12 protein-coding genes and 1 riboswitch are annotated in these 21882 nt (G+C 46.0%); of the genes, 6 read left to right on the forward strand and 6 right to left on the reverse strand.

What is annotated here, in order from left to right; genetic code table 11:
- Positions 1-419: 419 nt before the first annotated feature.
- Complete coding sequence (locus tag H8K52_RS16385; protein WP_186923987.1) at positions 420-4781, reverse strand: NACHT domain-containing protein; 4362 nt, start codon at positions 4779-4781, stop codon at positions 420-422.
- 567 nt (positions 4782-5348) lie between these two features.
- Here H8K52_RS16385 and H8K52_RS16390 point away from each other — a divergent pair.
- Entirely contained in the window at positions 5349-6434 is a 1086-nt protein-coding gene (locus H8K52_RS16390) for a potassium channel family protein (protein WP_186923988.1), read from the forward strand.
- A gap of 182 nt (positions 6435-6616) precedes the next feature.
- Here the strand turns inward: H8K52_RS16390 and H8K52_RS16395 are convergent, their stop codons facing one another.
- A complete protein-coding gene (locus H8K52_RS16395; RefSeq protein ID WP_186923989.1) occupies positions 6617-7534 on the reverse strand; it encodes a LysR family transcriptional regulator in 918 nt (305 codons plus the stop codon).
- A gap of 137 nt (positions 7535-7671) precedes the next feature.
- Between H8K52_RS16395 and H8K52_RS16400 the strand changes: the two genes are divergently transcribed.
- The 3 genes from H8K52_RS16400 to H8K52_RS16410 all read left to right on the forward strand — a co-directional run bounded on the left by H8K52_RS16400 (position 7672) and on the right by H8K52_RS16410 (position 11357).
- A complete protein-coding gene (locus tag H8K52_RS16400; protein ID WP_186923990.1) occupies positions 7672-8271 on the forward strand; it encodes an FMN-dependent NADH-azoreductase in 600 nt (199 codons plus the stop codon).
- A 27-nt stretch (positions 8272-8298) separates the two neighbouring features.
- Complete coding sequence (locus H8K52_RS16405; protein WP_186923991.1) at positions 8299-9177, forward strand: pirin family protein; 879 nt, start codon at positions 8299-8301, stop codon at positions 9175-9177.
- 149 nt (positions 9178-9326) lie between these two features.
- On the forward strand, positions 9327-11357 hold the full coding sequence (locus H8K52_RS16410) for a UvrD-helicase domain-containing protein (RefSeq protein ID WP_186923992.1): 2031 nt from the start codon (positions 9327-9329) through the stop codon (positions 11355-11357).
- A 249-nt stretch (positions 11358-11606) separates the two neighbouring features.
- Here the strand turns inward: H8K52_RS16410 and H8K52_RS16415 are convergent, their stop codons facing one another.
- Both H8K52_RS16415 and H8K52_RS16420 read right to left on the reverse strand, forming a co-directional pair.
- A complete protein-coding gene (locus H8K52_RS16415; protein ID WP_186923993.1) occupies positions 11607-13817 on the reverse strand; it encodes an NHL domain-containing protein in 2211 nt (736 codons plus the stop codon).
- A 150-nt stretch (positions 13818-13967) separates the two neighbouring features.
- Positions 13968-14474: a hypothetical protein gene (locus H8K52_RS16420; protein ID WP_186923994.1), complete on the reverse strand. Its 507-nt coding sequence runs from the start codon at positions 14472-14474 to the stop codon at positions 13968-13970.
- Between the two features lie 242 nt (positions 14475-14716).
- A riboswitch (cyclic di-GMP riboswitch) is annotated at positions 14717-14800 on the forward strand.
- Between the two features lie 70 nt (positions 14801-14870).
- On the opposite strand from H8K52_RS16420, the gene H8K52_RS16425 reads away from it, so the two are divergent.
- Positions 14871-16796 (forward strand): PKD domain-containing protein, encoded by a 1926-nt coding sequence (locus H8K52_RS16425; RefSeq protein WP_186923995.1) that lies wholly within the window; start codon positions 14871-14873, stop codon positions 16794-16796.
- A 58-nt stretch (positions 16797-16854) separates the two neighbouring features.
- On the opposite strand, the gene H8K52_RS16430 is transcribed toward H8K52_RS16425, so the two are convergent.
- Complete coding sequence (locus tag H8K52_RS16430; protein ID WP_186923996.1) at positions 16855-18204, reverse strand: MATE family efflux transporter; 1350 nt, start codon at positions 18202-18204, stop codon at positions 16855-16857.
- A gap of 44 nt (positions 18205-18248) precedes the next feature.
- Positions 18249-19043, reverse strand: a complete 795-nt coding sequence (locus H8K52_RS16435) for a substrate-binding periplasmic protein (protein WP_186923997.1) — start codon at positions 19041-19043, stop codon at positions 18249-18251.
- Positions 19044-19385: 342 nt separating this feature from the next.
- Between H8K52_RS16435 and H8K52_RS16440 the strand changes: the two genes are divergently transcribed.
- A complete protein-coding gene (locus H8K52_RS16440) occupies positions 19386-21821 on the forward strand; it encodes a zinc-dependent metalloprotease (RefSeq protein WP_186923998.1) in 2436 nt (811 codons plus the stop codon).
- The last annotated feature ends 61 nt before the right edge of the window (positions 21822-21882 follow it).

Consider the following 21882-nt stretch of genomic DNA (forward strand, 5'->3'; position numbering starts at 1 on the left):
ATATTTTCGTTCGAGATAGTGCATTTACACAAAACAAAATTGCGGCAAAATAGATGAAGCGTGGTTCCTGCGAAGGCAGAAGTTCAGGGTTTTTGGCCAATCGATAACGGTATTTAATTTTGCTAAATTATTGAAGAGTTCGATGGTCTTCTTGTGCGGGCAAACACTACAGCGCTAAGTTTAAACCCATCGAATTCGATGGGTTTAAATGCTTCGGATATTTAGTCAGTTATACAAGCTAAACTAAGTAACCTTGTAAATAGATCGCACATCTCGATTAATGAAAGTGCTAAGTAGAAAATAACCGTCGATACAATCGAGACAAAAAAGCACAATAACAATGCCAGTTATCGTGCGAGATTAAAGTCACGTTTATGGATTAGTACCAATTCTGTCACTCCAAGTATTAGACTCTTGAGTCACTTCTTTTCACGTAATTTTTCGGTTGGTAGGCGAGGACGTAAATCTAAAACTTTCGTCGCCAATTTTAATGACAAACCCATTTCAGTAACAATTTTCTGAGCCTCGTCCTTCAGCATGTCGCGTAATCCATCGATATCAAGGGATATGCCAGTGTCAGGATGAGACCAACGTTTATCGCTGTTGACAGTTACAAGTAAACATCCGGCTCGGCGATATTCTGGTTTCATGTATTTTGTGACGATCTGGTCTTTTAGTGTGTCTCGTAAATCACGACCACTACGCCCGTCACCAAGTTTCAATTCGATAACACCTTGTAAATCGCAATTGCATAGTTGTATTCGAATGTCTGTTTCCTTTTCTTCGGCGGTCACTCCCTCCTGACTCACGTGGTAATTGTTTCTTGAGATGCGAATTAACTCGTGAGAGATTGCTTGACGCATTATTTTTTCTTCGGAAATTGTTCTCCATAGCTCCTTTAGTGAGTCGTCTTGCATGAGAGAGTCCTCTAAGTCATCTAGGTGATCTAACATTATCTTAAAGAGTTCATCCCGCGTTTTTGGACTTACTTCGTAGCTTTTGTAGAAGGTGGAAATTTCTGCTGGACTATAGATCTGATCGTCCATTTCTCCAGCGGCACTCTCTATCGCCAGTGACAAAGCTCGATCTTTAAAGTCTGCAAGTAAAGGATCCCCCGCTAATTCATGTTTCGCATTCCAACCTTCTGATCCAGTCAAATTTAGAATTGCGTTTAACAATGCGCCTCGTCCACGCTTCGCGTTGTCTCGCATATTAGGCGTAAAACTGCCTTTATGTAATGGGTCATTTTTGGGAGGAGCATGCTTATAAGCTAAGCGTAGAAGCTTTAATAACACTCGTGGAGTGAAGTTGGTATTTGCTAACGTAAAGAGCCTTTCATTCAATTCTTTCCCAAAAAGTTTGGCAATCCATTTCACACCAGAAGAGACTTCATTTGATTCATCCACAACCAATTCATTCTCAAGTATGGTAGCGGCGTCAGTAGGGGAAATCGCTAATAGCGTTGAAATCCAAACAAAAGAGAAAGGTGTATTCAATCCCTTATTCAGTTTTTCCTTTGCATTACTAAGAACAAAATCGACAACTGTTTCATTACCATATTTAAGCATTAAATTTACTACCAGATGTAGCCGTTCACTTGCCGACTTTTCATCGTCGGTTTCTTTAAGTTGAGATACAGAATTAAAATTTTGCAACAATACGGGTATGAACAACTTTACGAATGAGGGTGATTCTCTTTGTAGTTGCTGAAGAATCTTGAAGTAGGAAATTGATTGAGTAATTTCATTTAACTCACCAGCTAATTCTGAACCTAGAACTGTTTCGACGGCAAGTGGGTGTGTACTTATTAAATTTGTCAACCATGCTGGGAATTCGTTTAAAGCTATCGCTACGTATCGTGCGGCGAGTAGTGCTTCTTCGTGACTCAAATTAGTTGCCCAATCGGGATCTTCGGATTCCGCGGAAATTGCCCAAAGTCCTAAATTCCAACTTTCGCACCATGTGTTTTTATCTTCGTCTCGGCGTTCAACTCTAAGTACCGGTTTTTCACTGCGCCAGACATTCATCAAAACGTGTTTGAATTGATTTGTAATCTCTTCGCCAAAATATTTTTCAAAAAATAAGCGGTTCCAGGCAGCACTTTTTGGGCTATTGTCGTTCAACGCTGCATGCCATAGATTCCACGACGTATTCCACATCCGTTCATTGCTAAATACGTTATGTGGTGCATTCCAAATTTCTCTGTGCAGAGCAGTCCAACTTGCCCTATTTTTTGCATCTCCTCGTCGATTTTTTTCGTCATATTTCTTCGCTTGATTTTCCCAACGAATTTGTTCTGCATATACTTTGGGAGGCTTTGAGTACTCTTCGAGTTGTTTTGTTAGATCTTCATTATCGGTAACTAATGATATGAAATTATGAAAGTACTCGGAGCTGTTATGCTGTGCATTGCTATGAATATTGATCATCAATTTTAAGAGATGCGCGCGCGTATCAGTGTGGAGTGATTTTGAGGCTAGGTTTTTTCTAATCCAAATATCGTCTTGTTGAATATTGTATTGAATTGGGCTTTGACGGCTTAGATGATAAAACTGATAGTTTCTATTTTCCGCACTGTGAAAACTTTGTATGAATGCAAGATGTGCAAAATAAAATGTTTCCCTACATTGCTCTGGAATAGAACTAAGTGCTTTTCCTAGTTCAGATATTGGTTCCTTTTGACTCGAATAGTGATCCTCTGAAAAGTGCTGCGCTACAATCGATGAATTGAATACAGCATCATCAAAACAATTCTTGGTCAATAACCGTAGACACACCGCGGCTAAGGCATTCAACAAGTCGGCTCTTGGGGTTTTATCGATTAATTCAGTTCTAGTTGGTATTGCATTTTCCAGCACCAGATCATTTAGTTTTTGTCGCAACTGTTCAAGAGCGTGTTGCGTTAAATTGGATTCAGCAATGACTTTAGGCCAACGCCATTTTAGGTCGCCTATCTCATTGGGTGGTTCAGAGACATGCTGCAATAGGAAACCTACTTGCTCAATCGAGAGCTGAAGAGGAAAACAATCCACAATCGCAGATTTAATGTGTCGCTCAGGCCATTGTTCAGGATGCCTTAACATGTCATTAAGTACATCCAAGATGCCGGAGTCATTGAACTGAATTAATGCCGTGATGGATGACTGACGCTCCTGCCATTCTGCCGAGTGGTTCAATGCTATGGTTAAGGCTAAATTAGCACATTCCTTTATTTTGCCAATTTCTATAATTTCTATGATTAACTCTCGAACTTCGTGGTTTTCTATATTCAACTTCCAAAGTTCAAGGATTAACGGTGCCAGTTCTCGGCTTGCAATACGATGCACTTGCAAGCGCGGCACATGTAGGCCTCGCCATTTCCCATCTTTGTAGCGATTAACATAGGTTTTGAGCGCTTGGCACCGTTGGGAGAAGGACAGAGATTCTGGGTCGCCAAAATTTAATAGGACTTCTGGCTCGCGCTCTAACACCTCTTTAAAAATACTGTCATCATTTGCTGCCAACCAAGCAATGATTGGCCTCAAACTTGGTTTGATGATTTTGATACCTTGTGGCGTCTCTGCAAACAAGAGTCGCTTAAGGGCTTTCATCGTCATTCCAGCTCGAAGTAAATTATTGAGCTGTTTAGCGGCAAGAAATTCGATGACAGAACGGTGATGGAAACGAATCCGTCCATAATTTGCGAATCCAAAAAGCGCCCGTTCGAGTAAAGTTTTTCTTTCTTTCTCATTCCAATCAATCAAAATAGATGATGGATCTAAAGTGCTTTCAGTGTTCGCTACTTGTTCTGATTCTGCGCTATGCCGTATCGTCAGTTTTTTTGAAAGCAAACAAGCTAAAGCGAGTTTAGATGCACCGTCCAAAGCTTTTTCTGGAGATAATGGAGTCAGTTCTCCACGATCAACGCGTGGCTTCAATTTGACACGAATATTGTTTTCGAGCTGTTCTTGGTGAGTACGAATACGTTTGTGTTCTCGCCAGTCTATGCATAGTTCAATTAAATCTAAGGGGCGATGTGTAAAATCTTCCAGATCACGTTGATGAATTGCGTTTAGAAGTTCGTCAATGTTTTCGATTTTTTGTGCATGCGCAATTTGATGAATATGCTCTGTTGATAAAGGCATTAAGTAAACGTGTCGCCAATTGGGCACTTCAGGTGCTTTTTTTTCTTGACCGTTAGATGAAATATGGCCAGCCGCAATTCTTGCAAAGCTTTCTTCTAGCGAAATTTCTCCTAAGTTTGCCTCTTCATTACTCTGCGGTACAGGTAATATCCTTTTAATTTCATCGCCGTCAAAAGGAATTGGTCGAGTAGTGATGACGATGCGTGCTCGATGCAAATTTTTTGATAGTTTTCTTTCTAGTCGGGTCAGGGCTACTGTGAAATTACCTTGGGTTAGTTTTAGTTCGTCAATTGAATCTAAAAAGAAGGTGGCTATATCCGTATGCGAACTTTGCCATGCTTCAAAGCGCTCGATTTCACAAGAAGAAAGTTGATCGTATACACCAATTTTCGCTAACTCTGCCAATTCCAAAAAGAACGCAGGTTGGCCATTTTCCCAAAGTTGCTGTTGTATTTGTTTGCATTCGTAGGTTTTACCGGAGCCCGCTTCAGAAACGATGAGTATCCGGCGAGATTCTAATAGCTTTTGCCAGTTTAATTTGCCTGCTATGCCCATCTGTTTTTGTATTTGAGCATATTCGATATGGCTATTGATTTCCTCCGAGATGTCGCAGAAATTGCGTTGAATCGGTGATGGCGATTTTGTTTTGTCGTTCATGCCGAGTATCTGAATAGTTATAAAGGGTAATGATGAAAGAATTTCTCATAATAATAGAAACAGACATGCGCAAAATAGTTATTTTTTCAATCTCTTGTTTCTAAACTTGGAGTCGCACAAATGAATTAGAAATACCAATTAACTGGTAGAAATTTCTAAAAATTTATCTCATTGTATGTATTCTAAACCCGTCGAAATCGACGGGTTTGAACGAAAGTGCTCGTTTATTTTTTTGTTGTTAAATCTAAATAGTATGTGATGGCAGTCATTCGGAAAAATCACTACCGCACATCAGATTGCAACAATCCCCAATGATATTGTTTAACATGTCCAATAGTATTGCTATGCCGTCAGTTTCTGGCATGTGCTATCCGGACAGAAAGAGTAACAAACCAATTTCCCTAACTCGCCAACACTCCACCCACATTGTCCAAAGTCAAACCGACGCCAAAAACCGCAAAAAATGATTTACGAAAAAACGACAGATTGCGCTGGCTTGCATAAATGTCGGCGATGCTAAATTGCGCGCGGCTACAATGATGGTTAAAGGAAAAATCAGTTCAATCTATGCAGATTTCAGAAAAAAACAATCCGGCTTCGGTGTCGACTATGGAGCCACGCACGGTGGCGGAAAATGCGCAGCTTATGCGTATTTTGGCGCGCATTGGTTGGGCGACTTTGATTCTTCTGGCTTTGATTGGTGTTGGTGTCCTTGGTTTTTATTTTATTGGCGACCAGACTAGCTGGGAGAATGCGATCTATATGACGTTGATCACGATCTCCACGGTTGGCTATGGTGAAGGGGTGCCGCTCACATCGTTTGGCGCCAAGGTGTTTGCCGGGTTGATGAGTATTTCAGGCTTGGGTGTGTTGACCTTTTTGTTCACCAGTTTGACGGTGTTTTTTCTTGAAAAAGATCTGGACTATTCCTTGCGGAGACGACGAATGGAAAAACGTATTAAAAAATTGCGGCAGCATTATATTGTTTGCGGCTTTGGGCGGGTCGGTCGTAATGTGGCAAATGAGTTGCAAAAGACCGGGCGTCAGTTCGTGGCGATTGATCCTGATCAAGTTAATTTCGACGAATTTTTAGACAAATTTCCTGATTTGCTTTATCTGCATGGCGATGCGTCTGACGATGATCTTTTGCTTGGTGCCGATATCACCGATGCTCACGGTTTGTTTGCTGTGACTGGTGATGATTCACGCAATTTGATGATTATCATTACTGCTAAGCAGTTGAATCCGCGATTGCGGATTGTGGCGCGTTCACATGAGTTGCGTAATGTGGAAAAAATGCGTAAAGCGGGGGCCGATGAAGTGATTTGCCCCGACTTCACTGGCGGCATGCGTATGGCGTCGGCAATGGTGCGGCCGCATGTGGTGAGCTTTTTGGCTGAGATGTTAAAGTCTGAAAAAAATCTGCGGGTCGAGGAGGTCGCGACACCACATAATTTTCCTGCTACAGCGATGGGCAAGCTGCGGCTACGTAGCCCTGACTATATTTTAATTGCAGTTCGTGCTGACGGTGATTGGACTTTTAATCCTAATGACGATTATCTGCTTCGCGCTGGTGACGTGATTGTGGCGATGACTAGCACAGAAGGGCGTGCCGAGATTGAAAGTCATTTATTGGACGTGATTCGAGCCTAGTTCGACTTGGGTAGGAGATACCTGATCCATTTGCTAGAAGCGGACTTGTCTCGTCGTTATGCTCCATCTAGTTTGGTTGAATTCAACGGGGTCACACGCGATCACCAAGTCCGAATTTAGGATGTCAGCAGTCAGCATCACGAGTGTTTGCGATGTATCTCGGTTGCATAAATCGACTATCGCTAACGGCAGCCCTTCGTATCCGTCACGGTACTAAACTCCTCCACCATTGCATCAATAAACACACGGGTTCTCGCGGGCATTAAGCGGCGTCCTGGGAATACGGCCCAAGCGTTGAATTCTGGCGAGTGCCACTCCGGTAGCACGCGGATCAGACTGCCGTCGTGCAGGTGGCATTGGGCGAAGTGTTCTGAGATCAGGGTGATGCCAAGACCCGCTAGTGCTAATCGGCGCAGCATTTCTGGGGAGTTGGCGGTGGCGATGCCGGGTGGGATGCCATGCCAGCTTTGGTCGCCGTTCTTTAAGCGCCAGACCGCTGGCTCGCCATTGCGCGCTAACAGACGCAGGGTTTGATGTTCCATCAGCGCTTCTGGCTCTTGTGGCTCGCCGTGTTTTTCCAAATAGCTGGGTGCGGCATAGATGGCTGCGGAGAACATGGCCAACTGACGCGCAGCCAGCGAGGCGTCATCGGGCAGGCTGCCCATACGGATTGCTAAATCAAAATTTTCCCCGATCAAATCAACCCGGCGTGGTGACAAATCTAACTCTAGCGTGATGGCAGGGTATTTTTGTAGGAAACGGGCGATTAAGGCCGTCATGGTTTCGTTGGCAAAGTCGGCTGGCATGGAAACTCGCAGCCGACCGCTCGGTTGTACCTGTCTTTGCTGGGTTAAGGCGAGTGTCGCTTCAACCTCCGAAGTGACTTGTTGGGCGTGGGTCAAAACCGCATTGCCGAAGTCGGTGACGACAAGTTTTCTAGTTGTGCGCAAGAGTAAGCGCTCGCCTAGCTGGGCTTCTAAGGCAGTCATGCGGCGCGATAAGGTCGATTTCGGCATGCTGAGCCGTTCGGCTGCGCGGCTAAAACTGCCCTCCGCGACAACGCGCGAAAACAATAAAAGATCGTTGGGATCGAGCTGCATGATTTCTTTCGTAAACTCTATTGGTTCATAAATGGAACAATCATATCCATTTTACAGACTTCCGCATTGAATTTGGAACATATAAAGTGACAGCACATTCACAGAATCATGTAGTCCAAATTCAAAGGAGCAATACCATGAACATTTTGCAAATCAATTCTAGTGCCCGTATCGTCGGTTCTCATTCCAGTAATTTAGCTAATCAACTGAGCGCACGCTTACTTGAGCAGCATGCCAGCGCGAACTTGGCTGTGCGGGATCTGGCAGTGACACCGCAGCCGACTTTAGATGAGAGCGCGTTGCAGGCTTTGTTCACGCCAGCCGATCAACGCACACCGGAGCAAGCGGCACGTGTGGCTTTAGATGATGCATTGATTGCTGAAGTTCAAGCCGCCAATGTATTGGTGATCGGTGTACCGATGTATAACTTTGGCATCTCTTCGCAACTGAAAAACTGGATCGATGCGATTTCGCGTGCCCAAGTCACTTTCCGTTACACTGCGAATGGACCAGAAGGTTTGTTGACAGGTAAGAAAGTCTATGTGGTCTTGACCCGTGGTGGTTTGTACAGAAACACCCCGAATGACACGCAAATGCCTTACCTGAAAACCTTTTTTGCCTTCCTCGGTATGACCGATGTGGAATTCATTTATGCTGAAGGCTTGGCGATGGGAGCCGAAAGCGAACAACGGGCAATAAGTGATGCGCAGGCACAGATCGAGGCAGCGTTAGCGTAAGACTTGAAGAAGATTAAGGAATACAACATGAAACATGAACTCACTCCAGACACCGTCAACCTATCGCGCGCCGTTGAGCAATTGGTGGTCGGACAAGCGACTTCTGATGGTGCGGGGGTGAAGTTGACGCGGGTGTTGACGCAGCCTTATCAATATCGGCTCGATCCATTTTTGATGCTAGACGCTTTTGGTAGCGACAATCCTGATGAATACATTGCAGGTTTTCCCGATCATCCGCACCGTGGTTTTGAAACCATTACCTATATGCTCGAAGGTCGCATGCGTCATCGCGATAGCGCAGGTAACGAGGGTTTGCTGGAAAACGGTGGAGTCCAATGGATGACGGCCGGACGCGGCGTGATTCATTCCGAATTGCCCGAGCAAGAAAACGGTCGCATGGAGGGTTTTCAGCTATGGTTGAATCTGGCAGGTAAGGACAAGATGATCCCAGCCTGGTATCGCGATTTTAAGCAAGCTGATATTCCCGAATTGACGACTGATGCTGGTGCTGTAGTGCGGGTGATTGCTGGGCAAAGTCAAGGCGTACAAGGCGCGATGCAAAGAGCAACGACCGAGCCGATCTATCTTGATGTACACATGCCAGCCGGTGCGATGTTTAGCCAAAACATACCAGCGGATTTCAATGCTTTCATATATGTGTATCGCGGTGAAGTCAGCATCGGTGAACAGCAGGTTCCTTTGCAACGCATGGCGATCTTAAAGAAATGGCCATCTGCAGACGGGGTGAAAATTCAAGCCAAAGGCGATGCCCGATTTATTCTGATTGCTGGTAAACCTCTGGGCGAAACCATCGCGCAGTACGGCCCGTTTGTGATGAATTCGCAGGAAGAGATTTTTAAAGCGATTGATGATTTTCAGAATGGGCGACTGGTGGATGCCGCGTAGGTAAAAAAAGGTTCTTAGATAATTTTGGATTTTATCTACTGTATTTGCCTAAGCTGATTGCTGAGGAGTCAGTCTAGGCTTTGTAAGCAGCCTTTGTCTCCTCCTTATCAGCGGTTACAATACGGCCTTAATAGCAATCGGTAGTCTCCATGTCCCACGGTCTGAATCAACCCCAACGCGACGCAGTCAATTATATGGATGGCCCATGCCTAGTCTTGGCAGGGGCTGGATCAGGCAAAACCCGTGTGATCACGCAAAAAATCGCTAATCTGATTGAGCTGCATGGCTATGATGCCAAGCACATTGCCGCTTTGACCTTTACCAATAAAGCTGCGCATGAAATGCAAGAGCGTATCGCCAAGCTCTTGAAAGAACCGAAAAAAGCGAAACAAATCACGGTCTCGACTTTTCACTCTCTGGGAGTCAAGATCCTCAGACAAGAAGCGCGCGCATTAGGATTGAAAGATCGCTTTTCCATCATGGATAGTGATGATTGTTTTTCCTTGGTGCAGGATTTGGCAATTACCACAGATAAGCAATTAATCCGTCGCATACAAACCGCCATGTCCTTGTGGAAAAACGGTTTGATCAGTCCCGAGCAAGCTCTGGCACAAGCCCAAGACGAAGACGAAGCGCAAGCAGCGCGCGTGTATACCAGTTATGTCGCTACGCTGTCGGCTTATCAAGCGGTGGACTTTGATGACCTGATTCGCTTGCCGGTCGAATTATTTCGTCATAACGAAGAAGTGCGAGATAAATGGCAACGTCGTTTGCGTTACTTGCTGGTCGATGAATACCAAGACACTAATACCTGCCAATACGAGTTGGTGAAATTGTTGGTCACTGGCGTTGGTAAAAAACCGATGTTCACTGCGGTCGGCGACGATGATCAGGCGATCTATGCGTGGCGCGGTGCGACGATCGAAAATCTGACCACGCTGCAAGTGGATTTTCCGAATCTGCGTATCATCAAGCTCGAACAAAATTACCGTTCCTCGACCCGCATTTTGCAAGCCGCCAACTCGGTGATTGGCAATAATCCTAAGCTATTTGAAAAGGCCTTGTGGTCTGAACACGGCTTAGGGGATCCCGTCAAAGTCATGGGCATGCACGATGATGAACAAGAAGCCGCGCAGATCGCTATCATGATTTCTGCGCACCGATTTGAACGTCGTGCCGCTTGGGCCGATTATGCGATTTTGTATCGCGGCAATCATCAGGCGCGTGTGATCGAACAAGCCCTGCGTAAAGAACGCATTCCTTACACCATCTCTGGCGGACAAAGCTTTTTTGATAAAGCTGAGATCAAAGACATCATCGCTTATTTGCGTTTGATCGCCAATGAAGAAGACGATCCTGCATTCATCCGCGCGATTACCACACCCCGTCGCGGCGTAGGGCAGGCGACCTTAGAAGCGCTTGGTTCCTTCGCCGGGCAATGGCAATGTTCCTTGTTCGAGGCTGTTTTCAAAGGCGGTATCGAAGCGATTTTGACTGAGCGTCAACTGCGACCTTTGCGCGATTTCGGCAACTTCATCAACACCGTCGAAGCGCACGCGCATCGAGAAGGTCATGCCGAACAATTGCTCGATGATTTGTTGAAAGAGATTAATTACGAATTCTATTTGTATGACAATTTCGACGACAGAGCTGCCCAATCCAAATGGCAAAACGTGCTCGACTTTACCCAGTGGTTAAAACAAAAAGGCAATGGCGGCAAAGACGGTACTGATGATCATCGTAGCCTGTTAGATTTGACGCAGATGGTAGCTTTGATGAGCATGATGGAAGGCAAGGACGAAGACCCCGATGCGGTGCGCATGTCCACTCTGCATGCGTCCAAAGGATTGGAATACCCGCACGTATTTTTAGTCGGCGTTGAAGAAGGCATCTTGCCACACAAAGGCGACCCCGACGCCCCAGTCGAAACCATCGCCGCCCGCATCGAAGAAGAACGTCGACTAATGTACGTCGGCATCACCCGCGCCCAGCGTAGCTTGCACATCACTTGGTGCAAGAAACGCAAACGCGCTGGCGAAGCGGTACATTGCGATCCTTCGCGTTTTATCAAAGAGATGAAGCTTGACGAAGGCGATGCCGTGCCAACCGACGATGAAATCATTACGCCACAAAATCGTTTGGCGAATTTAAAGGCTTTGTTGAGTCGGCCTAAGGAATGATTCGATAGTGAAAGACAGCTGTCGACATCATGTTTGTCATGGCGTTGGTGATCTCACTGCTATCCCGATTCATTTTCATGACAGTGTTAGTTTGTAACTCCCTTCTCCCGCAAGCGGGAGAAGGGTCGGGGAGTCAAAGCATGCTTTGACGGACTTTCGGGTTCGATAAAGTCATGAAGACTAAGTTCGGCATTCACTTTCAAGTCGGTTTATGCAGCATCACGATCCCATCTAAGCAAAACCAAATCGCTACTTCTTCTGCACAATTTTCAATAAAGCCCCTTCAGAAAAAATATACACGGTATCTTTATCGTCGATCGTTAGCCCAGAGATGAAAGACAAGCTAGCGGGTAACTTACCTGGGATAACACCGCGAGAACCCGGGGTTCCAGCAATCGTCGTGACCTCACCTGCTGGGGTGATTTTTCTGATCAAAAAATTGCCGCTATCAGCGACATAGAGATTGCCATGACGGTCAAAAACAATGATGTTGGGCGTGTTAAAGCTCGCCTTATTACCAAGCCCATCAGCAAATCCTGTTTTTTCGGGTGTGCCAGCAAAGGTGCTCACCATGCCATCTGGACTAATTTTGCGGATCACATGATTGAGTGTGTCTGCGACAAACATATTACCGTATTGATCGCCCGCAATACTCATCGGTGCATGAAAACGGGCTTTGCTACCAGGGCCATCAACATGACCGCGTTCGTCCAAGGATCCGGCAATGGTGGTGACCACACCAGCGGGGGTGATTTTGCGAATTAAGCCGCCTTCTTGCAAGTAACCAAGTCGGCCTGGCATTTCCCAAGGCGTAGGGGATGGAACACGGTCGCGGTCGATCACATAGATATTGTCTGCGTTATCCAAAGTGAGAGCCGTAATGTTGAAAAATTTGGCTTCCCCGCCGATGCCATCTTTAGGTTGGTAATAGGCCCCAACACCCCCCGCTAGGGTTTGCACTTCGCCCTTGCTGTCTTGCATAAAAATTGCGCCCGAGACAGTCCTGGACTCACGTCCTGAGGTCTCCGTACTAAACCAATACTTATTCATATTTTTGGCAACGGCATCAGGGTTACTGCTTCCCCAAGGCTCTAGACTAGTGACCATGCCGCTAGGGCTCACTTGCCGTGCAACTTGTTTCGGTAATGCCCAGCCGCGACCTGTGACGATGACATTGCGATTGTTGTCCATTCTTAGACTATAGTTTGTTTCGAGACTAGATTCGGGTAAATCATTAACATCGAAAAGCATAGTAAAAAATCGCGCAGCACTGCCCTGTCCATCTAAGTGCCTCCAATCATTATTTGGCTTGATTCCTGCGATCGTCGTTACTGCACCTTCAGGACTGATTTTTCGTATGCAATGGCCAATGGTATCGGCAAAGTAAAGAAAGCCCTGTTGATCAATACTTAATCGTCCTGGGGTCCACATCGCCATAGAGTCCTCGCCCACGCCTCTTGCCCATGCCCCAAAGTTTGCTTTTTCTCCTTGGCCATCAAATGGGTAATGACTCCAATATTCCCCAGCTAGAACTCGTGAATTTCCATTGGGGGAAATCTTGAGTATTTGTGTACCGCTCATAACATAGATGTTGCGAGCTTGATCTGTAACGATGGCACCAAGGAGATCAGTAAATTCGACCGGAGTCTTCGTGTTTTCCCAATGAGGATTCAGGGTAGTGACAAGACCATCGGGCATGATTTTTCGTATCTTTTTCCAATTATTATCAGTAACATATAGGACGCCCTGATTATCCACGGTGATTCCTAAAGGATTGGTAAATCTTGCCAATTCTTTCATGCCATCGCTTGCGCCAGTTTCCTTGACTCTGCCTGCCAAAGTACTGACCATGCCATTGGTATCGATTTTGCGAATTAGTGAATTTTCAGGGTCTGTCAAATAGAGTGAACCAAAACCATCGATCGCTATGGAACTAATTTTGCCGAAAAGTGCCTGGCTTTTATGTCCATTGGCAAAACCACAAGTCGTTTGCCCTGCATAAATACTCGTCTCGCCGTTGGCTGCAACTTTGTGAATCAGGCACTCATTCTCCACCGCATAGTACAGATTATTCGCACTATCGACAGCCAAGCTGCGCGAAGGAGGAACATTTCGATAGAATTTTTCAACCCAGAATTTGTTTTTTGCTGTATTCGGAAGACTTGTCACCACCCCGTCACTGTCTATACGTCGTATCGGTTCGTCCGTGCTTTCGCTGACGTAGATGGCACCATCTGCGCCGACAGCAATACCCTGCGGACTGGTAAAGCGCCCAACTGCACCATCGGCATTGCCTTGGCCGCCTAATTCACCAGCGACAAACTCTAGAGTCAATGGTGGCGTCGGGGCGGTAACTGGGTTTTCATTGCGGCCACCGCAGGCTGTGAGCGCTAGGCAGCTAGTAAAGAGAAAAGCATAAAGTGTGAAAGTGAATCTATTTTGGGGCAGGAATAAGGGCATGGACGTGGGGATAGCAATTAAGTGAATTTAGTAAAAGTAATCAGCAGACCTTTCAAGGTCTGCGACCTGATGGCCATGGTATTGCGTAGAACGACAAGTATTGTTCTGTTTAGACGCATCAAGCTTGCTGTTACCGCCGTGCTGATAAGATCAAGGCATAGCAGAATTAAACGTCATATCTGTAAACTCTTCCGTAGCAGGGTCGTACTCCAATCCCCAAAAACTAGCACCACCATCACAGATGATCATCGCTGTATGTCGCCAGTCGGGATTGGTTTGGGTGTAGTGATCTAGCGTATTGATGTAGATGAATTTTTTCTTGTTGCGAATTAGGCCTGCATATTGAAAATAGACTTGGCCAATATTTTTGCGGATTGCTGGGTGATGTTTTCCCAGGTATTGATCCAATTGTTGCTCCATTAATGTGATTTGATTTGCCGATGGTATCCACGCGCCTTTGATGTTTTTGAGCGGGGGACGCGAACATTGTTTGCTCAGGGTTTTTGCCTGATCTCCATACAAGACGCTGCCATGAGCATGCGGCCATGCTGGCTGATAGCTTGGCTTGTCGCTTGTTTTGGTTTGCGCAGATGCTAGTCCGAATAGCAGTATTGCTGCGGTCGTCAGTACCATTTTTCGTACGAGTATGTTGCTCATCTGCGCCTTCCTTTGTCGGTTTTTTTGCGGTTTTTTTGCATCATCTTTAATTCCTTAGGAATTGGGGATCTTAGTAGAAACACGGCTGTTTTGGTGGCAATCTTTTCTAGTTTTAAAAATCATTAAATAGTAAAACGCTTAATTTTCATTGTAGATCAAGCACTTAAATCAAAAAAATAGTTGGAAATACCGATCAATATTAGTGAAATGACCTTTCAAAATTTCTTTCGGGCAATTAAAGTGCAAACTATGGGCAAACTTATCGAAAGATAAGGACGCAAAGCTTCCGGCCTAAGGTCTTTGATCATGGCAGCGGGGTTTCCAATCAGACATTGCAATAATGTCGGTTGATGGCGTTAGCCCTTTGTTTAATCGAGTTAACAAAGGGAGAAAATAATGAAACTTAAAACCCAATCGGGGCGCGCTGCTGTTAGCGCATTAGTGCTTGTGTTGCTAGTTGGCGCAGGTGTCTATTTTGTAGAAAATATCAATAATTCTGTATCAGGCGTGATTGATTCAGCCAATCGTTTATCGGCGAGGGTTGCTGGTAATGCCAACTTAGATCCAAAACACACGAATGGCAAAGTCACGGAATCGGTGCCTGCTCTGACAAATCAAGCAGATGCAGCCAAGTTGGCTTCCATCCAATCTCCAAGCACACCAGTGAGCGCAGAGCGTGCGCAGTTCATGGCGCAGATTACCGTTCCTAACGATTTTGTTCCGAGTAATGCAGAAGGCAGTATCGAGAATGCGCCGTTTAGTCGCATCGATTTGCCAGAGATCGCGTCGGGACAGCGAGCTATTGATCTGCTCGGTGACAATATTGCTTCGGTTGCACAATGGTATGGCCTAAGCACCGACGGTTTGAAACAACTGATGCTAAAAGATCTTACGGTTCATATTGATCGTAAGGGGCGGATGTTGACTATTGATGATGGCGTGGATGACAAGCAAGCATCGTTGATCGTTGAAGAGCCAAAAGATAAGCCTTTTCAATTCGATGCGGAGAAGTCGGCGGTTGGCAATGCCGTGAATAATAGTATTTATCCATTGGATCAAACTTTTAAATTACAAAGCAAGCCAGAATCGACGCGCATTTTGTATTTGAATTTTAAAGGTGTTGGTACCGATCCAGCCTTTGATCTAGATAAGAATAAAGGAACGTTTAGCACCGCGGAACAAACCATGATCCAAAAGATCTGGGCGCGTGTGAAAGAAGATTTTTCACCTTTTGATGTGAATGTGACGACCGAGCCGCCTACCAGTTTGGTTGGTAAAACCGGAACATCGATCTTAATTACGAATAGAGTGCATCAGGCTGGTGGTTATGCTTACCTCAACTCGTTTGGTACGATTAATCTGAGTAATCCACCCGCATTTTGTTTCCAGAATAATCTTGCAAACGCTGAAAAATATATCGCCGATTGCGTCTCCCACGAATTAGGCCACACCCTTGGACTCTACCACCAAGGTACGGCGACTGTCGGCTACTACACCGGCCATGGCGATGGCGAAACTGGTTGGGCGCCCATCATGGGCGTGGGCTATTACAAAAATTTGGGGCAATGGGCAAAGGGCGAGTTTAATGGTGCAACCAATAAAGACGACGCCTACGCCATTATGCTCAAGCGAGGTTTGAATCCGCGTGTTGATGACGTTGGTAACACGACAGCGACTGCGATGGCGATGACCAGTGTTATCAGTAATGGTTTAAATAACCTTAGTGTTGCTGGCATCATCGGAAAAGTTGGCGATATTGATGTATTCCGTTTTACCGCAGGTGCTGGCACGCTTAATTTGAGTCTGGCAGTATCAGCCTTTGCCGGCAATCTTGACGCACAAATGCAATTGCTTGATGCCGCCGGTAAAGTAGTCGTGACATCGAATAATTTAACAACATTGGGTACTGCCATTAGCACCAAGATCACCGTCGGCGGTACTTATTATCTGAGCATTAGTGGAGTTGGAAAGGGAGATCCGAAAACCAACGGCTATTCCACTTACGGAAGTTTGGGGCAATACTTGATTACTGGGACAGCACCTTTATACGTGATGACCCCACCGGTGATAGCGGTGACCACTTCCGCATTGACAGGAAAGGCCGCACTGAATGTGAATTTTGACGCCAGAAAATCTAGTGCGATGGTCGGTGCACAAGTGACCAAGTATGAATGGAATTTTGGTGATGGCACTGCGGTTTCTACGCTGCCGGCTGTGCTGCATACGTATAGCAAAGTTGGTACTTACAATACGGTGCTCAAGATTACGGATAGTAATAATCAGACCAAATCGCAAACATTTAAAGTCACTGTGAATAAATAGTTCTCGAAATTTAGGACCTAGTAAAAACGCCAAGTCAAAGCGACTTGGCGTTTTTATTTTATGTTTGTTCAGAGGCTTCTAGTTTTCTTAAGACACGAAAACATAACCATACGCCGGCAGCGCCAAAGAACACGACCCCTAGGCCATAGCCAGCAATCACACCGCGTGCGCCAAACCACAGCCCACCAAACCAAACAAAAGGAATCACGCCCAGCGTTGAGCGCCCCCAGTTGAGTGCGGTCGAATATAGCGGATAGCCAAGATTATTAAAGGCGGCATTGGCGACAAACAGACTGCCGTTAAACAGAAAACTTCCGGCGACAAACATACAAAAAAATGTAATGACCTCAGCCGCGACACCTTGCGCATCAAAAGCACGGGCGATCAGTTGACTACAAATCGCTAATAAAAACCACACCACCAAAACATAAATCAAGGTCAGTTGTAAGCTATCGCGCATGGTAGAGCGCAAGCGGTCATAGCGCTTAGCGCCCAGATTTTGCCCAAGGATAGGGCCGATCGCACCTGAGAGTGCGAACAAGCCTGCAAAAGCCATTGGAATTAAGCGTGAAATCACTGCCCAACCAGCGACAGCTTGGTCGCCATATTTAGCAATCACGGAAGTGACGGCGGCATTACCAAATGGTGTGGCGACATTGGTCAAAATTGCCGGTATCCCGATGTTGGCAAAGGCTTTAGCACCACGTACAAAGACCGCATGATCAGGCCGCGCATACAGGTGGTGAACTTTAAAAACACCATAGCAACCAATACTCATCAATACTAGGCGAGCGCAAATATTGGCATACGCAGCACCATCTAAACCGAGACCAAAACTAAAAATAAACAGGGGATCTAAGATCGCCGTGGCTGCCGCCGCACCTAATGTGACGTACATGGCTAGTTTGCCATCACCGGCTGCGCGCAGCAAACCACTCAAGCCCATGCCTAGGCTGAGTAAAGGAAGCGAAGGCAGAACGATGACGCAAAAGCGTTGTGCCAGACGGGCTGTCTCGCCTTGAGCGCCGAGTAGCTGTAAAAGACTGGCCAGAAAGGGGTAGGTCAGAATGATTAGGCTGACGCTAATGCCAGCAATTAAAAAAAGTGAACTAGCGGCTAATTGTTTTGCCAGCGAGATGTCGCCACTACCAATGGCACGCGAAACTGTAGCAGTGGTCGCAATCGACAGGCCGATTCCGATTGAGGTATGAAAAAACAAAAGGGTACTGGCATAGCCAATCGCAGCGGCTAGTTCTGCTTTTCCAAGTTGGGAGATATAGAGCAGATTTAAGACATCAACTAAGAACACGGCAATTAAACCTATGGAACCAGTCGCTGTCATATTGATGACGTGTCGCATGGTGGAACCATGCACAAATTTTCCTTGTATCGTTGGAGTACTTGCCATTGCGATTTTTGCCTAAAACGTCGATAAACTGGCAGTGTAGCGGATTAATTTACATTCGATACAGGTAGGGGCCGAATTACACCTTCTTTGCGACCTTTGTTGAGTGCTTGATTGATGCGAGCTAATAATTGTTGATTGCTTGCGTTAATCCGCATGGCGAAATGATTGGTCACAATCGAGACAGGTTTTGGTAACACACAAAACGGTTCTGCATTCTCTGTGTCATTGGAGTCATGTTGTATCGCATAAATGCGATTAATAACCGCTTGCATCTCTTTGACCTCAATGGCGACTCCAGACCAGACTAGAGCGTCCATCCGCTTTGCCATTAATTTTCTTAAGCGAGATACACCAGTACTAGTATCATTTTCAAGTTTGAAAATCTTATTAGCTTGTGCGTCAAAAGCTTCGCCTCCGCTGGTACCATTAACGACACCAATCAATTTGCCTTTTAAATCTTGCAAACTGTCGAAAGGAAAAGTCGCGTCGCAACGGGTAATGAGCCAATTGCCATTCGCATTAATGGCTTCGGAAAATGCATACTTCTTGACCCGTTCTGTCGTCATCGACATACCCATCAATAGTATGTCACTACGCATTGCGGTTTCCATTGCACGTTTCCACGGCACCAGTTTTACATTAAAACGGATGTTGATGGTTTTTTCGATATAAGTGAGCATCTCAGTGCTTGATTTTGATAGTGGCACTGGCCTGCCAAGATGATCGAATTCTTCTATCGTTTGCAACTCAACGACTTCTTGAGCCCAGACCGGTTTAAGAAATAAACCGAGTAACAAAAAACCAGTGCAAAGAAAAAATGGAATGCGAGGAATTGACATATCGATTGGAATCATTATTTGCGTTGATTGTAGCAAGCTCACATTGGTGAGACTGGATTTTGCGATGTTTGTTCCGTATAAAACAGGTAAATGTTGTTTAAAAATCTTTGATTGGAAAAATTAATTTTGTAAATGATATGAACCATATTTAGTTGGTTTTTGTTCTGACTGTTTTTGCTTTTCATTTCGGAATTAAGTGGCAACTAAATTGTTGTTTGAGATGTCTAAGCCTTTTTTTCGCCCCGTCTTAAAGGAACTGCAATGCATGCCTTGTCGTCAGCCCCATCATCAAAGTTCGTGTTGAAATCTCTCGCTCTCAGTAGCGCCATATTAATGCTGACAATGTCCGCACAAGTGGCCGCTCAGCTTGTACCGGCTGTTGGGAGTCCATCCACGGCCAGTGTCAGCGCTGCAGCAGCGTTCTCTCAACATACAGTCGGCATGAAGAAACAGGCAGGTCTGTTTGATATCTGGACTCATAGCGAGCAGGCTAAAGTATTGATGTCAGTTGCTGAACTAGATAAGACTTTTTTGTTGGTGACATCGTTACCATTTGGTCTAGGATCAAATGATGTGGGCTTAGATCGTGGTCAAGTTGGTAGCAGTAAATTGGTTCGTTTTGAGCGGCATGGTAAACGTCTGTTTTTGGTGCAGGAGAACACGCGCTTTATTGCTAACTCTAGCAATACTGATGAACGCGCCTCAGTGCGTGAGGCTTTTGCTGGCGCGGTGTTGTGGGCTGGGGACATTTTGGCGAGCGAAAATAATGTCCACCTAATTGATTTCTCTTCTTTTTTATTGGCTGACCGTCATGGCGTCGCGGACAGTCTAAATCGCACTCGCCAAGGTAATTATGCCGTGGATGAAAAACGCAGCGCGGTCTTGAGCCAGCAGGCAAAAAGTTTTCCTGATAATACTGAGTTAGAAGCCTTACTAACTTTGGCCGGTGCAGGTGAAGGACAGTTTGTACGTCAAGTTGCTGCCGATGCCAAAAGTCTCCGCGTGCATCAGCATGTGAGTTTGATTCGTTTGCCAGAAGCTTACACGCCGCGAGTCTATCATCCAGGCTCTGGTGGCATCGATAGCGAGCGCATGGATTTCGCTACGCCTTTGGCGGACAGCATTATGGTGCAATGGCAGTTACGTCATCGCCTCGAAAAAACCGATCCGAATGCTGCTGTTAGCACGGTGAAAAAACCGATCGTGTATTACCTCGATCGCGGCGCTCCAGAGCCTGTGCGTTCTGCATTGTTAGATGGCGCACGGTGGTGGGGTAGCGCGTTTGAAAAAGCGGGCTTCAAAGACGCCTATCGTGTCGAGTTATTGCCCGAAGGCGTTGATCCTATGGATATCCGTTACAACACCATCATGTGGGTGCATAGAGCAACGCGTGGTTGGTCGTATGGCAATGCGGTGAGTGATCCGCGTACAGGGGAGATTATCAAAGGCGCTGTGACGTTAGGTTCGCAAAGGGTGAGGCAAGATATTTTGATTGCCGAAAGTTTGTTAGCGCCATACGGTAAATCGACCGACGCAGAAAAGAAAAACGCGGCAGAACAAATGGCTTTAGCACGATTGCGTCAACTCTCAGCTCATGAAGTCGGACACACCTTGGGCATTGCCCATAACTTCGCTCCAAGTCGCCAGGGCAATGGCTCGGTGATGGACTATCCTCACCCAATCATGGGTATTAACAGTAAGGGTGAACCAGAATTAAACAACGCTTACGGTGTGGGTGTTGGCCCTTGGGACGATTTTGTCATTAAGCATTTGTATGCAAATTTCCCCGGCCAAGACGAAGCACAAGCTTTGGCAGCATTACGCAGTGAGGCCAAGGCCGCTGGTTTGCAATACGTTGCCGATAGTGATTCGCGCTCGCCTGGTGCTGCGCATCCGAATGGCTTACTGTGGGATTTTGGCGCGGATTCCATGAAGACCTATGATCAATTGATGACCGTGCGCCAGCGTGCGCTCGACAATTTTTCGACCGCGGTTTTACCACCACAACGACAATTGGGTGAATTAGAAGCGCGTTTGGTGCCAGTCTATTTATTGCATCGCTATCAGACCGAGGCGGTCGCACGTTTGATCGCTGGCGTTGAATATGAATATGGTTTGGCGAAAGATGCCAATGAAGGGCGGGTAAAAGCGGGCACGCAAGTCGTTCCTGCCAGTACGCAAAGGCAGGCACTGCAAAAGCTGATTAGTAGCTTGCGTGCAGAAAATCTCGCCTTGCCAAAAAATGTATTGGATATTTTGACTCCACAATCAGAAGGCTATAGCCGTACGCCAGAATATTTTACCGGGCGCATGAATGTGGTATTTGATGCTTTGTCTGCAGTCGAAGCAGGTGCCGCACAGAGTAGTTTATTTTTATTTGATGCGGCACGGATTAATCGTTTAGCATGGCAGCAATCACGCGATGCGCAACAATTGGGTGTCAGTGAATTATTCAAACAGGTATTCGATCAAACTTGGAAGCGTGATGCAGTAGCCCCTAAAGTGATCGCCGGTGAAGCGGTGCAATTGGCAGCTAACTGGGTCGTACTTGATGCCGTGTTAAATCTGATCGATGGCGCGCGTTTGCATCCACAAGTGCAGGCAGACGTGCGTCAAAGTGTTAACGAACTCGCGCTTTGGTTGCAAAAAAATCCTGGTAAAGGCAGTACCGCCAGTAGTCGTCAGCAAGCCGCCGATTTGATACAGGCGTATTTGCGGAATCCGGCTAGTGTGAAATTGCGTCCTTTACCAGCGATTCCACCGGGAGCACCAATTTAAACTCCCATTTGGTCGCGCTAGGATTCAGGCGTAGAATGGAAAAAACCATTCTACGCGGGAG

The sequence above is a fragment of the Affinundibacterium seohonense genome (assembly GCF_014284305.1).
GTDB classification, from domain to species: Bacteria; Pseudomonadota; Gammaproteobacteria; order Burkholderiales; family Burkholderiaceae_D; genus Undibacterium; species Undibacterium seohonense.